This is a genomic window from Bradyrhizobium sp. Leo170 (assembly GCF_004296405.1).
Taxonomy (GTDB): Bacteria; Pseudomonadota; Alphaproteobacteria; order Rhizobiales; family Xanthobacteraceae; genus Bradyrhizobium.
Genome location: NZ_PSRR01000067.1, coordinates 1 through 14,049 on the forward strand (window position 1 = coordinate 1; position 14,049 = coordinate 14,049).

13 protein-coding genes are annotated in these 14,049 nt (G+C 64.6%); 5 read left to right on the forward strand and 8 right to left on the reverse strand.

Annotated elements, in window-relative coordinates; genetic code table 11:
• Window positions 1-272: 272 nt before the first annotated feature.
• The 3 genes from CWO89_RS14260 to CWO89_RS14270 all read right to left on the reverse strand — a co-directional run bounded on the left by CWO89_RS14260 (window position 273) and on the right by CWO89_RS14270 (window position 2,297).
• Complete coding sequence (locus CWO89_RS14260) at window positions 273-710, reverse strand: phage holin family protein (protein ID WP_130579417.1); 438 nt, start codon at window positions 708-710, stop codon at window positions 273-275.
• 16 nt (window positions 711-726) lie between these two features.
• Window positions 727-1,095: an ElaB/YgaM/YqjD family protein gene (locus CWO89_RS14265; protein ID WP_130579419.1), complete on the reverse strand. Its 369-nt coding sequence runs from the start codon at window positions 1,093-1,095 to the stop codon at window positions 727-729.
• Window positions 1,096-1,184: 89 nt separating this feature from the next.
• Entirely contained in the window at window positions 1,185-2,297 is a 1,113-nt protein-coding gene (locus CWO89_RS14270; protein ID WP_130579421.1) for an AI-2E family transporter, read from the reverse strand.
• Between the two features lie 236 nt (window positions 2,298-2,533).
• Between CWO89_RS14270 and CWO89_RS14275 the strand changes: the two genes are divergently transcribed.
• Window positions 2,534-3,325, forward strand: coding sequence for a L,D-transpeptidase (locus tag CWO89_RS14275; protein WP_130579423.1), 792 nt, complete (start codon window positions 2,534-2,536; stop codon window positions 3,323-3,325).
• 7 nt (window positions 3,326-3,332) lie between these two features.
• Complete coding sequence (locus CWO89_RS14280; protein ID WP_130579425.1) at window positions 3,333-3,986, forward strand: DUF2865 domain-containing protein; 654 nt, start codon at window positions 3,333-3,335, stop codon at window positions 3,984-3,986.
• 14 nt (window positions 3,987-4,000) lie between these two features.
• Here CWO89_RS14280 and CWO89_RS14285 read toward each other — a convergent pair whose 3' ends face one another.
• The gene (locus CWO89_RS14285) at window positions 4,001-6,094 is read right to left on the reverse strand and encodes a methyl-accepting chemotaxis protein (protein ID WP_130579427.1); all 2,094 of its coding nucleotides are present in this window, start codon (window positions 6,092-6,094) and stop codon (window positions 4,001-4,003) included.
• A gap of 194 nt (window positions 6,095-6,288) precedes the next feature.
• Here CWO89_RS14285 and CWO89_RS14290 point away from each other — a divergent pair, with 194 nt between their 5' ends.
• Entirely contained in the window at window positions 6,289-6,435 is a 147-nt protein-coding gene (locus tag CWO89_RS14290) for a Thivi_2564 family membrane protein (protein WP_130579429.1), read from the forward strand.
• Between the two features lie 77 nt (window positions 6,436-6,512).
• Here the strand turns inward: CWO89_RS14290 and CWO89_RS14295 are convergent, their stop codons facing one another.
• From CWO89_RS14295 to cysD, 4 genes are all read right to left on the reverse strand, one after another.
• Complete coding sequence (locus CWO89_RS14295) at window positions 6,513-6,713, reverse strand: CsbD family protein (protein ID WP_165421142.1); 201 nt, start codon at window positions 6,711-6,713, stop codon at window positions 6,513-6,515.
• A 168-nt stretch (window positions 6,714-6,881) separates the two neighbouring features.
• A complete protein-coding gene (locus CWO89_RS14300) occupies window positions 6,882-9,044 on the reverse strand; it encodes a malate synthase G (protein ID WP_130579432.1) in 2,163 nt (720 codons plus the stop codon).
• Between the two features lie 266 nt (window positions 9,045-9,310).
• Window positions 9,311-11,227: an adenylyl-sulfate kinase gene (gene cysC, locus CWO89_RS14305; protein ID WP_130579434.1), complete on the reverse strand. Its 1,917-nt coding sequence runs from the start codon at window positions 11,225-11,227 to the stop codon at window positions 9,311-9,313.
• A 27-nt stretch (window positions 11,228-11,254) separates the two neighbouring features.
• The gene (gene cysD / locus CWO89_RS14310; RefSeq protein ID WP_245476249.1) at window positions 11,255-12,049 is read right to left on the reverse strand and encodes a sulfate adenylyltransferase subunit CysD; all 795 of its coding nucleotides are present in this window, start codon (window positions 12,047-12,049) and stop codon (window positions 11,255-11,257) included.
• 256 nt (window positions 12,050-12,305) lie between these two features.
• Here cysD and cysG point away from each other — a divergent pair, with 256 nt between their 5' ends.
• Entirely contained in the window at window positions 12,306-13,733 is a 1,428-nt protein-coding gene (gene cysG, locus CWO89_RS14315) for a siroheme synthase CysG (protein ID WP_130579438.1), read from the forward strand.
• Window positions 13,730-14,047 (forward strand): DUF2849 domain-containing protein, encoded by a 318-nt coding sequence (locus CWO89_RS14320; RefSeq protein ID WP_130579440.1) that lies wholly within the window; start codon window positions 13,730-13,732, stop codon window positions 14,045-14,047. The genes cysG and CWO89_RS14320 overlap by 4 nt, the downstream gene beginning before the upstream one ends.
• Window positions 14,048-14,049: the final 2 nt, after the last annotated feature.

The window sequence follows — 14,049 nt, forward strand, 5'->3', positions numbered from 1 at the left end:
CCACCCCATCAACCACAGGCCGTTGTCGTGTGCTCCGCTGCACCCGCTTGCTCGCGCCACAATAACCGCCTGTGGTTATGCGTCCCCGCTTTCGCGGCGACGACGGCCGTAGGGTGGGCAAAGCGCCTACACGCACCGTCGCTTAAACACACTCCGGCGGAAGCGTGCCCACCATTGCGAGCGCGGCGCTGGATGGTGGGCACGGCGCAAGTGCGCCTTTGCCCACCCTACAGCCTGGATCGTCCGCTTTCGCGACGACGACGGCAGGGCTGTCACTTGTCCGGTGGCGGTGGATCGCTCGCCGCGCTCCGGCTGGCCATCAGCCCCAGCGCCAGCCCGCCGATCGCCAGGATCGGGACCAGCCGTTTCACGCCGATGGCGCGGACGAGCTGCAGGCCGGTTGCTAGCACCGCCGGGTTGGTGAGGAGGGATTGGCGTGCCGCCCGGGCCATCTCCTCGGCGCGCAGCCGCATCTGCCGCTTCCGTGCGACGTAGAGGGCGGCGGCGATCACCGCGACCACCACGAAAAGCGCGGCGCAGGCAAGACATGCCCAAATCGGCCCATAGGTCTGGTGCACCCAGACGAAGAACGCCGCACAGAGGAAGCCGAGCGCAATGAGCGCGGTTGCGGCGATCACGACCGCAAGCGACGTCAGCCGCATGGCATTGCCCGCCTGCTCCCTGACGTCACTGACCAGTCGCTGCAGCATGGGGACGTGTCCGCCGCTACCTTCGCCAGGCCATGCCGATCAGGAAGCCGAGGCCGAGCGCAATGCCGACGGTCGCCAGCGGGCGCTGGGTGATGGCGTCCTCCAGCGTCTCCTCGATCGAGGAGTACGCATCCTGCGCGGCGTCCATCATCGCGCTGCCGCGCTCCGACATGTCGTCGACGGCGGTTTCGGCGCGGTCGCGCGCCTGGTCGTATCCACGGCGTGCCTGCTTTCGCGCGCTGCCGGCGAACGAGTTGAGCGCCTCGGTGATCTGGTCGGTCAGCGCGGCGATGTCGTCCTTCACGGTGGCGACATCCTTCTGCAGGCGTTCATAGGTTGCTTTGTCTGTCATGTTCTTCAATCCGAAATCGCTTGTCACCGACATCGAACAGCTCCCGAACCAATGTTGCTTCACCAATGTTGTTCTTGGCAGAACGCCGCGTCGGGAACTAAGTTCCCGAGCCGAAATCCGGTTCACTCCTCCGGCAGATGCGGCGAATTGACCGGCATCAGATGCTCCTTGAGGATCAGCGCGACGATCAGGAGTGGGGAGGCCAGGAAGGCGCCCATCGGGCCCCACAGCCAGGTCCAGAACGCCAGTGCGATGAAAATGGCGAGCGCATTCAGGGCAAGTCTTCGGCCGATGATGGTCGGGGTGATGAAATGCCCCTCGAGGAAGGTCAGCACCGCAAAGCAGGCCGGCGCGATCAATCCGGCGCTGATGGTCGAGAAGCTGACGAGACCGACCAGAACCAGCACCACGAACATCGCGACCGGCCCGATGATCGGGATGAAGTTCAGCGTGGCGGCGAGCGCGCCAAGGCCCGCCGGGTTGGGCATGCCAGTGACGGCACAGATCAGCCCGGTCCCGATCCCGACGCCGATATTGATCATGGTCACCATGAGCAGGTAGTTGCCGAGATGTCCCTCGATCTCGTTGAGGATGCGCAGGGTGCGGAGCCGCCAATCGCGATCGCCGAAGGCCATAACGAGCCCCCGCCGCAGATCCTTCCAGCTTGCGATGAACAGGATCAGGGTGGCGATGAACAGCAGGAATTCGGCAAAGGTCGGCGACAGGAATTCCACCGTCGGCTGCACCCATTCGAACTTCGGCAATTGCAACGGGGCAAGCGTCTCGGAGCCGCCGATCATGCTCTGCAATTGCTGCCACAGCGCGAGCGGCCGGTCGAAGATGTGCATCTTTTCTTTCAGCGCCGCTGCGAGCTCCGGCAACCGGGCGCTCCACTCGATCGCCGGAGCGGAAATCAATCCGATAATGAAAGTGGCGGCAGCGCTGACGGCGGCCACGATCAGCACTGCGGCGACCGCGCGGGGCACGCGGTAGCGCTCGAGGAAGCTTGCCGCCGGCGACAGCATGGTGCCGACGATGAAGGCCATCGTGATCGGCAGGAAGAAGGCCTTGGCCAGATAGAGCGCCGCGACGATGGCGATAACCAGGAGCCCGACCAGCGACAGGGCGACAAGCTCGGTGCGGCGGATGACCGGCGGCAGCTCGGCGTGGCCATCGGGGGCGGGCGTGCCTTCGGCGCCATTGGACAGGAGACGCTCACTGGGAAGGACACGCACGCTGGTTCTCTCCCGCCACGGGCGCATGTCAAGGCGACGCGCGGTGTGTGCGTGCCACGACCGGAAATTCTTGGAGGGCCAACTCCGGGCCGGTCGCCAGGTTCCATCGCGCGATCGTGAGCGGTCGTGTTCTTGACTGATGCGACTCTGCCACGGCGGAGCCGGAACCGCGAAGCGATGGCGCGCGTTTGGTTGGGGCAGAGCATCAGCGTGATGCGTATCCAATGGGGCAGCACATGACACCGTCATCCGCTCTATTCCGCCGATCGTCGCGCGCGGCAAACGCGCTTGTCTTCGCCGCCAGCCTGCTGGCGACGCCAATCGCTCTCTCGACCTCGGCAGGTGCTCAGTCGCTGGGCTACGCCCCCATCCGGCAGGGCGCCTTTCCGTCCGACGAGGCCTTGACGCCCGACGGGAGGGACGCGGAGGCCGGCGTGCTGCCGGAGCGGTTGCGCCGCGCGGTGGTGCCGTTTGCGAGCAGCGAAGCGGCAGGCACGGTCATCATCGATACCGGCAACACCGCGCTCTACTATGTGCTCGGGCAGGGCCGCGCGATCCGCTACGGCGTCGGCGTCGGCCGCGAAGGCTTCACTTGGTCAGGCGTGCAGACCATCAGCCGCAAGGCGGAATGGCCGGACTGGTATCCGCCCGCCGAGATGATCAGGCGCCAGCCCTATCTGCCGCGGTTCATCGCCGGGGGTCCCGGCAATCCGCTGGGCGCGCGTGCGATGTATCTGGGATCGAGCGAATACCGCATCCACGGCACCAACGATCCCTCGACCATCGGCAAGTTCGTCTCCTCCGGCTGCATCCGGATGACCAATGAGGACGTCACCGATCTGTTTGGCCGCGTCAATGTCGGCACCAAGGTCGTGGTGCTGCCGAAGAATGCGCCAGTGCTCGCTCGCGGTTCGGATACCAGGACCACGATCAGCGTGCGCCCGGCGCCGCCGCGTCCGCAAGCCGCGGCGACCACGCTGCCGTCGGGCCAGCAGGCGATACGACTGAACGTGTCGTCGGTGAATTGAGGCGAAAATGGCCCCGATCTCGCATTGGCGATGGATATTCGGCGCGACGGCGCTCGTCCTTGCCGTCGCCGCGCCCGCGGCGCAGGCCCAGGATTTCTTCTCGCTCCTGTTCGGCGGCTTCGGCCGGCCTCCGATGATCCGGCCGCCGTTCGACGACGGCCCGCCCGCCGTGCAGCAACGGATTTGGCGGCCGCGCGCCTATGACCGCAGCTATGACCGCGCTTATAGCGGCGGGGGTCAGGCGTTCTGCGTGCGTACCTGTGATGGTCGTTACTTCCCGCTGCCGGTCTCCGACAATGCCAGTCGCGCGCAGAGCTGCAATAATTTCTGTCCGGCGAGCGAGACCAAGCTGGTCTATGGCGGCAGCATCGACAACGCCGAGACGGAGGACGGAACGGCGTATTCGGAACTGCCGAACGCGTTCCGTTACCGAAACGAGATCGTGGCGGGTTGCACCTGCAACGGCAAGGATCCCGGCGGACTGGCGCAGGTCAAAATCGAGGATGATCCCACCCTGCGGAAGGGGGACATCGTCGCCAGCGAAAACGGCCTGATGGTCGCCGGCCGCCCCGACAAGCGCGGTGCCTCGCTGCAGCTCTCGCCCGCGCCCGACCGCATCCGCGCCAAATATGGGCGCGTGCCGGTGGTGGCGCGGGAGTGAGTGGTGAATAGGGGCTAGGCGGCGCGGATCTTGCCGAGGAAATCGGTGACTTGGTCGCCAAGCCCACGGCTTTGGGTCTCCAGCGTCTCCGAGGCGAGGCGAACATCCTCGGCGGCGGCCGCCGAGGTATCCGCATCGGCCTTTACGCCGGTGATGTTCTCCGACACGTTCTTGGTGCCCTGCGCGGCAAATTGCGTGCTGCGCGTGATCTCCTGGGTCGCGGCGCCCTGCTCCTGGACGGCGGCGGCAATCGCGGTCGCGACTTCATTGACTTCGCCGATGATGCTGCCGATGCCCTTGATGGCGTCGATGGCTTCGCCGGCGACCTTCTGGATGTCGGCGATCTGCTCGGAAATCTCCTCCGTCGCCTTTGCGGTCTGGCTCGCCAGCGACTTGACCTCGGAGGCGACCACGGCGAAGCCGCGTCCGGCCTCGCCGGCGCGGGCGGCCTCGATGGTGGCATTCAGGGCGAGCAGGTTGGTCTGCGCCGCGATGGTGTTGATGAGGCCGATCACCTCGCCGATGCGGCCGGCGGATTTCGCAAGTCCTTGCACGGTGCCGTCGGTGTTGCGGGCCTGGTTGACCGCGCGGCTGGCGATACCGGCCGCATGCGCCGCCTGCTGGCTGATGTCGTTGATCGAGGCGCTCAATTCCTCGGAAGCCGCCGCGACCGTCTCCACGCTCATCGACGCCTCGCCGGACGCCTTTTCGGCGATCTCGACCCGTTCATTGGTCTGGCGCGACACGGCCGAGAGATTGGCGGACGTCGCCCGCATCTTGCCGGAGGCGTCGCCGAGATGTTCGAGCGTCTGGCGCACCAGATGCTCGAACTCGCCGACATGGTTCTCGATCGCCTGCTGGCGGGCGGCTGCGCCGGCATTGCGCTCGCGCTCCTGCGCTTCGATGCGGAGCTTGTCCTTGGCCTGCTGCTTGAAGGTTTCAAGCGCACCGGCAAGCGCGCCGATCTCGTCCTTGCGCCCGGCATAGCCGCTATCGACATCGAGGTCGCCGGAGGCGACTTTCAGCATGGCATCGCGGATGTTGTGCAGCGGCGTGATGACGCGGCGGCCGATCGCGATCATGGCGCCGATGGTGACCGCGATCGCGCCGGCGAGCAGCGCAAGCTGTGTGATCAGCGAACGCTGCGCCAGCGCGTATTGGGCGGCGGCATGATCCTTCGCCGCATCGAGCGCCGCTTCCGCGACCGCCACGGCCGTCCCCATCCGGCCGACGGTGACCGGGCTCCACTGGTTCGCGGCCATCTCCGGTTTCCCGCCGTTGGCCAGCGCCGCCATCAGCCGGTCGCGCAGCCTTTGATAATCAGGATCGAAATAGGCGGTCTTGGAGGCGGGAATCGCAGCCGCGAGCTTCGGCGGCAATTGCATGCCTGAGGTTGCCACCTCGAGCGCCTTCCAGGCGGCATCGATGCCGCCGACGAATTTGGTGTAGCTTTGGTGGATTTCCGGCGTGATACGGCCTGCACCGAGTCCGTCTGACACCAGCGCGGAGGCTTCGCCGGCGGTGTTGCGCAGCAGCCAGGCAGTCTGCTTGATGTTGAGCAATTGGTCGATCACCGCATCCTGGTGATTGACGTCGGCGGCAAGCGTTCCCGACAATTTATTGAGCACATCGAGCAGGGCCTGCGTCGTTGCCTGATACTCCTTCGCCAGTTCCGCGCGGCGCGCTTCCTTCGGCTTGGCCATCTCCTGCCAGAATTCCGTCTGCTCGGCCGTCAGCAGCGAGAACAGCCGTTCGAACTCCGCCACCAGGGTCTTCTGCTGGGCGAAGTCCATGGTCTTGAGCCGGGCGAGCCCGTTCGCCATCGCCAGCATTTCGGCATCGCGGAGATCGCGAAGGTACTTCTCGATCCCGCCGTCCATCGGAGACCCGCCGGTCAGAAGGCGGTTGGTGGACGAACGGTCGGTTCGCAGGCTGTGCATCGCCTTGAAAAGGTCGGCCGAGACGTCGGCAATCGTCGAAATCCGGCCCGCCGCCTGCAGCCGGCCCCAGCTATCCCACGCATTCAGCGAGAAACCGACGACGATGCAGAATGCAGTGCTCAGGATAACGATCTTCAGCAACGCGGATACAGAAAGGCGATTCAGCATGTGGCTCCCCAAAGCTGTCGCCATTTGGAACAATAAGGGTAAAAATTTCCGGAAACGCTATTGCCGTATATTTACGGAGCGCGCTGAAATGACCGAGCTTTTCGCAAGTGGGCAAGTTCCCCGCCAGGAACCTCGCGCCCTTCCGGCAGTTAAGAAATTGCTAACACGCCATTCATGACGTCCTCGGGGGCCGCATGCTCATCAGCATACTCATCACGTTTCTGGTCGTTATCCTCGTCCTTTACCTGATCAACCTGCTGCCGCTCGACACACGCGCCAAGCAGATCGCGCGTGTCGTCGTGATCATCCTGGGCGTAATCTCGCTCTTGAAATACATCTGAATACATCGCGGGGGGGGGGTGTTCTGACAACACCAAGCAAAAGCCCCGGCGTCGGCCGGGGCTTTTGCTGCGAGAGCCTATCGCAGGCTTCGGAACCAGTCGTCCACATCCTTGCGGATCTGGTCCTTGGCGAAACCGTAGCGCTGCTGCAGCTTGCCTTCGAGCTGCTCGCGGCGGCCTTCGATCACGTTGAGATCGTCATCGGTGAGCTTGCCCCATTTCTCCTTGGCAGCGCCCTTGAACTGCTTCCAGTTGCCCTCGATCCGGTTCCAATCCATTGCCATCTCTCCGATGCTTCAGTTGAGATGGCGTTGAAACGGATTGATGCCGCACGGGTTCCAACCATGCGGCGTCATGCTCTGTAGCTCGGATGAAGCGAAGCGTAATCCGGCGATGGTGGTCCCGGGTTGCGCTTCGCTCCACCCAGGCTACGGCGATGTGTCAGATCAGCCGGCGGCCTTCGCTTCGCGACGGCGGGCGGTGAGAATGAACTCGGTGTAGCCGTTCGGCTGCTCGCGGCCCTTGAAGATCAAGTCGCAGGCCGCCTTGAAGGCGACACCGTCGAAGGACGGCGCCATCGGCTTGTAGAGCGGATCGCCCTTGTTCTGGCCGTCGACGACCACGGCCATGCGCTTCAGCGACTCCATCACCTCGTCCTTGGTGATGACGCCCTGGTGCAGCCAGTTCGCCAGATGCTGGCTCGAGATGCGCAGGGTGGCGCGATCTTCCATCAGGCCGACGTCGTGAATATCAGGCACCTTGGAGCAACCGACGCCCTGGTCGATCCAGCGCACGACGTAGCCCAGGATGCCCTGGCAGTTGTTGTCGATCTCCTGCTTCACGTCATCGGGCGCCCAGTTCGACTGCGATACCGGGATGGTGAGGATGTCGGAGAGTTTCGCGCGCGGTCCACCCTTGGCCAGCTCCTGCTGGCGCGCGATCACGTTGACCTGGTGATAGTGCAGCGCGTGCAGCGTCGCAGCGGTCGGCGACGGCACCCAGGCGGTGGTGGCGCCGGCCTGCGGATGGCCGATCTTCTGCGCCAGCATGTCGGCCATCTTGTCGGGCGCCGCCCACATGCCCTTGCCGATCTGCGCATGGCCGGGCAGGCCGTCGATCAGGCCGATGTCGACATTCCAGTCCTCATAGGCCTTGATCCAGGGTTGCGCCTTCATGTCGTTCTTGCGGATCATCGGACCCGCTTCCATCGAGGTGTGAATCTCGTCGCCGGTGCGGTCGAGGAAGCCGGTGTTGATGAACATCACGCGCTTGCCCGCATTCTGGATGCTGGCCTTGAGGTTGACCGTGGTGCGGCGCTCCTCGTCCATGATGCCGACCTTGAGCGTGTTCTCCGGCAGCGAGAGCAATTTCTCGACCTCGCCGAACAACTCACAGGTCAACGCGACTTCATCGGGGCCGTGCATCTTCGGCTTGACGATGTAGACCAAGCCGGTGCGGCTGTTCTTCACCTTCGACTTGCCCTTGAGATCATGGATCCCGAGCAGGCCGGACACCGCGGCATCAAGGATCCCTTCCGGGATTTCCTCGCCCTTCGCATCGAGCACGGCGTCGGTGAACATGTGATGGCCGACATTGCGCATCAAGAGCAGGCTGCGGCCGTGCAGCGTCAGATCCTTGCCGTCGGGCGTCTTGTAGACGCGGTCGGCATTGAGCGAGCGCGTCAGGGTCTTGCCGCCCTTCTCGAAATCAGCCGAAAGCGTGCCGGCCATGAGACCAAGCGTATTGCGATAGACCAGCACCTTGTCCTCGGCGTCGACGGCCGCGACGCTGTCTTCCATATCGAGGATGGTGGAGACCGCCGCCTCCAGGATCATGTCGGCGACCCCTGCCGGATCGTCCTTGCCGATCGGATGATTGCGGTTGATCGTCACGTCGATGTGCAGGCCGTTGTTGACGAGCAGCACGGCGCTTGGCGCGGCGGCATCGCCCTGATAACCCGCGAATTGTGCGGCCGATTTCAGTGCGGTGGTGTTGCCGTTCTTGAGCTTCACCGCGAGCTTGCCGCCGCTGACGCTGTAGGAGGTCACATCAGTGTGGCTTCCGGTCGCGAGCGGCGCGGCCGAATCCAGGAGCGCCTTGGCCTTCGCGATCACCTTGTCGCCGCGCGCCTTGTTGTAGCCCTTGCCACTCTCGCTCGGGTCATGCGGGATCGCGTCGGTGCCGTAGAAGGCGTCATAGAGGCTGCCCCAACGCGCATTCGCCGCATTCAGCGCATAGCGCGCATTGGTCAGGGGCACCACGAGCTGGGGACCGCAGATCTTGCCGATCTCTTCGTCGACATTGGCGGTCTCGACCTGCCTGGTCGGCGGCTCCGGGAGGAGATAGCCGATTTCCTTCAGGAAAGCGGTATAGGCGTTGATGTCGAACTTCTTGCCCTTGTTGGCGCGGTGCCAGTCGTCGATCTTGGCCTGCAGCGTGTCGCGGAAGGCGAGCAGCTCGCGGTTTTTCGGCCCCAGTTTTGCGATGATGGCGGCGAGCCCCGCCCAGAAGGCGTCGGGCGCGATCCCGGTGTTGGGGGTCGCTTCCTTGGCGATGAAATCGAACAGGACAGAGGCGATCTTCAATCCGTGGGCTTCGACACGCGTCATGTTGGGCTTTCCAAGAGAAATGGCGTTTACGGACTGTTTTCGGGACGAAAACAGCAAAAACGCGCCAAAAGGCGGGCGGTTCAGCGCCCTTTTAGCGCTAAAGCCACGGCCATGAGAAGGCCCCCCGGGTGGCCATATTACCCGCAACCGTCATGCCCCGCGGAGGCGGGGCATCCAGTACGCCGCGGCTTCTCGGTTCAACTACGATCATCTCTGAAATACTGGATCGCCCGGTCAAGCCGGGCGATGACGGAGGGAGTTGTTCTCTAAATATTCGCCGCGAGGTCGGCGACTTCCTCGAACAGGATGCCGGTTTGGGCCAGCATCCGTTCGATTTCGTCTACTGCGTCAGCGACTGTCCGGCTCGACGTATCGATGGTCAGTTCGTTCCCCGCCGGCGGCTCGTAATCATTGGTGATGCCGGTGAAGGAGGGCAGGCCGCCCGCGCGGGCCTTGGCGTAATGGCCCTTTGGATCGCGGCTTTCGCAGATCTCCGCCGGCGTTGCGACATAGATCTCACGGAACGCGCTGTCGGCGATGCGGCGCGCGGCGGCGCGGTCGGATGCGGCGGGCGAGACCGCGGCGACGATCGCGATATGGCCGTTGCGCGCCAGATGCGTCGCGACCTCCGCGAGGCGGCGGATGTTTTCGCTGCGATCCGCGTGCGAGAAGCCAAGGTCGCTGTTGAGGCCGGCACGCAAGGTGTCGCCATCGAGCAGGATCGGCGAGCCGCCATTCGTGAACAGCCGCCGCTCCAGCGCAAGCGCCAATGTCGATTTGCCGGAGCCGGGCAGCCCCGTGAACCAGAGCACGGCGCCGCCATGACGATAGCGGGCCGCACGCTCGTCGGCGCGCAACGCGGACTCCACCGGCACGATGTCGACGGGCACGGCGCGCTGGCCGGCATCGACCGACAGCACGAGGCCGCCACCGGCGATCCGGCCGTTCACCTCGATCACCAGCCGCCCGGTGCGCGGGCTTTCATGATAGGGATCGGCAGCAATCGGCTGCGCCAGCGAGATGTCGATCTCGCCGACATGGTTGCGTGCGATCGAATTGGTTTCCTCGTTGGAAAGCGCGCCGGGATCGACCGCCTTGTCGATCGCGACCACGCTGGCGCGGGTCTCGCGCGTGCCGAGCCGGATCAGGATCTGGTCGCCCTTCGACAATGGCTTGTCGTGCAGCCAGAATATCCGGGCGTGGATGCGGCGGGTGTCGCGCGGGCTCTGGCCGACATGGCCGATGACATCGCCGCGCTCGATGAAGAGTTCGCGGTCGAGCGTGATGCCGACCGAGCGGCCGGCCGTCTGCGGCCCCTGAAGCGGCGTGACCGGCCAGCTCTCGACCGTCTTGATCCTGGCGATCTTGCCCGCTGGCATGATCACGATCTCGTCGCCGGCTTTCAGGCTGCCGGATTCGATGCGACCCGCGACGATGCGGCGGTCGTCGAACTTGTAGATCGCCTGCACCGGCAGTCGCAGCGGCAATGTTTCCGCCGGCCGCGCCGGCTCCAGCGCATCCAGCGCCTCGACCACGCTCGGCCCCTTGTACCAGCCGATCCGCGGCGTGTGCGCGGCAACGCCGTCGCCGTCGCGCGCGGAAATCGGAATCACCGCCGATGGCTTCACGCCAAGACCGGTCAGGTGCGCCGATATCTCGTCGCTGATCTCGCCAAAGCGCTCGGCGCTGAAATCGACCCGGTCCATCTTGTTGACGACGACAGCGACCTGCTTGATGCCGAGCAAATGCAGGAGATAGCCGTGCCGCCGCGTCTGGTCGCGCACGCCTTCGAGCGCGTCGATGATCAGCACGGCGCCGTCGGCCTGCGAGGCGCCGGTGATCATGTTGCGGAGGAATTCGGCGTGGCCGGGCGCGTCGATCAGCACCACGTCGCGCGAGCGGGTACGGAAGCGGATCTGCGTGGTGTCGATGGTGATGCCCTGGTCGCGCTCGGTCTGCAGCGCGTCCAACAGGAACGACCATTCGAAGGGCATGCCGCGCCGCGCGCTGACGGCTTTCAGCATTTCGAGCTTGCCATCGGGCAGGCTGCCGGTCTCGTGCAAGAGGCGGCCGACGAGGGTGGATTTGCCATGATCGACATGGCCGACGATGACGATGCGGACTTGCGGACGCGTGGTGCCGTTCGGTGTCGCCGAAATCGCGCTGGGAAGAACCATGTTCATCGAAGATCGCCTTAACTTGCTAAGAGCTCAGAGATAGCCGGCGACACGCAGCCGCTCGAACGCATCCTCGGTCTCATGATCGAGTGCGCGGCCCGCGCGTTCCGGCACCTTGGTGTCTTCGAGCTCGGCCAGGATCTCATCGATGTCAGACGCGGTCGACGCGACGGGGAAAGTGATGTCGGCATCACCAAGCGAACGATAGCGCTTGCCGTCCTTCGCCAGATAAAGCGGGATGATCGGGATGTTCTCGCGTCTTGTGTAGGCCCAAATGTCGGCCTCGGTCCAATGCAGGATTGGATGGATGCGCAGATGCGCGCCTTGCGGCGGCGAGGCGTTGAAGTGATCCCAGAATTCCGGCGGCTGGTCGCGCACATCCCATTCGCCCTCGAGTCCGCGCGGCGAGAACACGCGCTCCTTGGCGCGCGTGGCCTCTTCGTCGCGGCGGATGCCGGCGATCAATCCGTCAAAGCCGTGCTTGACCAGCGCGAGCTTCAGGCCCTCGGTCTTGCGCGCAGCAGAGCGCGCCGCAGGCGGCAGCGTGGGGTCGACACTATCGATCGGCGGGCAGCGTTCGACGCGCAGGTCGATATCCCATTCCTTCGCGTACTGGTCGCGGAAGGCATACATCTCCGGAAATTTCTTGCCGGTATCGACATGCAAGGCAGGGAAGGGCACGCGGCCGAAGAACGCCTTGCGCGCGAGCCAGATCATCACGTTGGAGTCCTTGCCGAGCGACCACAACAGCGCGAGCTTCTTCAACCGGGCGAACGCCTCGCGCAGAATGTAGATGCTTTGCGCTTCGAGCTCGTCGAGATGATCCATTGAAGGGACGGTCGCGGGTGCTTCGACGAGGATTTTGCGCGACGCCTTTATTCCCTGGCGGGGCTCGGATGAGCGCAACCGTGCTGTGCCGGATTCATTGTCGAGAAGATGCATCTCTGTGCCTTGGCCTTTGGGGGCGAAAATTCTATAGTTGCGATGCAATAGAGAAGAAATAAATTTCTCTTTGCGGGCGCTTGCCGACACATATATAGAATAAAATTTCAGTCAACCCATAAGTTGGGGAAGCGAGTGGCGCATGCGGTTCTTGCCGGTGTTCCTGGATCTGCAAACAGGCGTGGTGCTGTTGGTCGGCGCCGGAGACCTCGTGCGTGCGAAGCTGCGTCTGCTCGCGGCAGCCGGCGCGCGCGTCCGCTGGTTTGCGACCGATGGCAATCATGATGTGAGCGGGATCGATGCGACGCGTGTCGAACTCGCGACAGGCGATCCGCTCGTCGCCGATCTCAGCGGCGTCATCGCGGTGCTCTGCGCGGGCGCCGGCGATATGGGTGTTGCGATGGCGGCGCGTGCGAAGGCTGTCGGCCTGCCCGTCAATGTGATGGACGATCTCGACCATTCCACCTTCATTTTCCCGGCGATCGTCGATCGCGGCGATGTCGTGGTCGCCGTTGGCACCGGCGGCGCTTCGCCTGTTGTGGCGCGCCGCGTGCGCGAGCGGATCGAGGCGGTGCTGCCGGCCCGCATCGGCGATCTCGCGTCTTTCATCGGCCAATTCCGCAAATCAATTCACGCGCGTATCGGCGAATTCGCGCTGCGCCGCCGCTTCTGGGAGCGCATTGTCGACGGTCCGATCGGCGCGCTGGTGCTGGCCGGCAAGAGGGGCGAAGCGGAAAAGGCGCTGCAGCAGATTTCCGATCCCTCCGCCTTTGCCGGCGCGACCGCACTCGGCAAGGCCAAGGGCCATGTGACGCTGGTCGGTGCGGGACCCGGCGATCCGGATCTCCTCACTATCAAGGCGCTGCGCGCGCTGCAGGACGCTGATGTCGTGTTCTACGATGAACTGGTGTCATCGGAGATTCTCGACCGCGCGCGCCGCGACGCATCGCGCATCCCGGTTGGCCGCCGCGTCGGCAAGCCCGGCATCGGCCAGGACGCGATCAACAGACTGATGATCGAGGCTGCGAAATCAGGACAGCGCGCGGTGCGGCTGAAGGGCGGCGATCCCTTCATCTTCGGCCGCGGCGGCGAGGAGATCGAAGCGCTGCGCCAGGCGGGCGTCGCCTATTCGGTGATCCCCGGCATCACGGCGGGCCTCGGCGCCGCCGCACAATTCGAGACGCCGCTTACCTTCCGCCATGAGGCGCTGCGCATCACCTTCCTCACCGCGCACAAGGCGCGCGACGCCGAGACTGTCGACTGGTCGGCGCTAACAGACAAGAAGATGACCGTCGTCGTCTATATGGGCATGACCGCGGCGCCGACGATCCGCGCCGGCCTCCTAGCCGCCGGTCGCTCGCCGCAAACGCCGGTCGGCGTGTTCGCGCGGGTGACGCGGTTGGATGCCAAGGCGGCGGTCGGAACGCTCGAACATTTGCCGTCGCTGGTCGAGAAGACCGATGGCGGCCCCGCCATCCTCGTCATCGGCGACGTCGTCTCCCACTCCGCGCCGTGGCGTCAAGCCAACCTCAACCAAGTGATCTCGGAACTTTTGGAAGCTGCCGAATGACCTCTCCGCTTGAACAGAAGAAAATCAGAATTACCGGGCCTTCGGTAGTGACCGCCAACCGCACTCATGACGGCGTGGTGATCTATCGCACGCCGCAGCATGGCTGGTCGTCGCGCCTCGCTGATGCCGCGATCGTGCGCACATCCGACGATGCGCGGGCGCTGCTTGCCGAAGCGGTTGCCGACGATGTCGGTGCCATCGGTTCCTACATCGCGCCTGTCGAAATCAAGGACAATGGAGAGATTGCGCCCGGCAATCTCCGCGAACATATCCGGTCGGAAGGCCTCACCATCGAGCTTCCGGTTCCGGCTTAAGG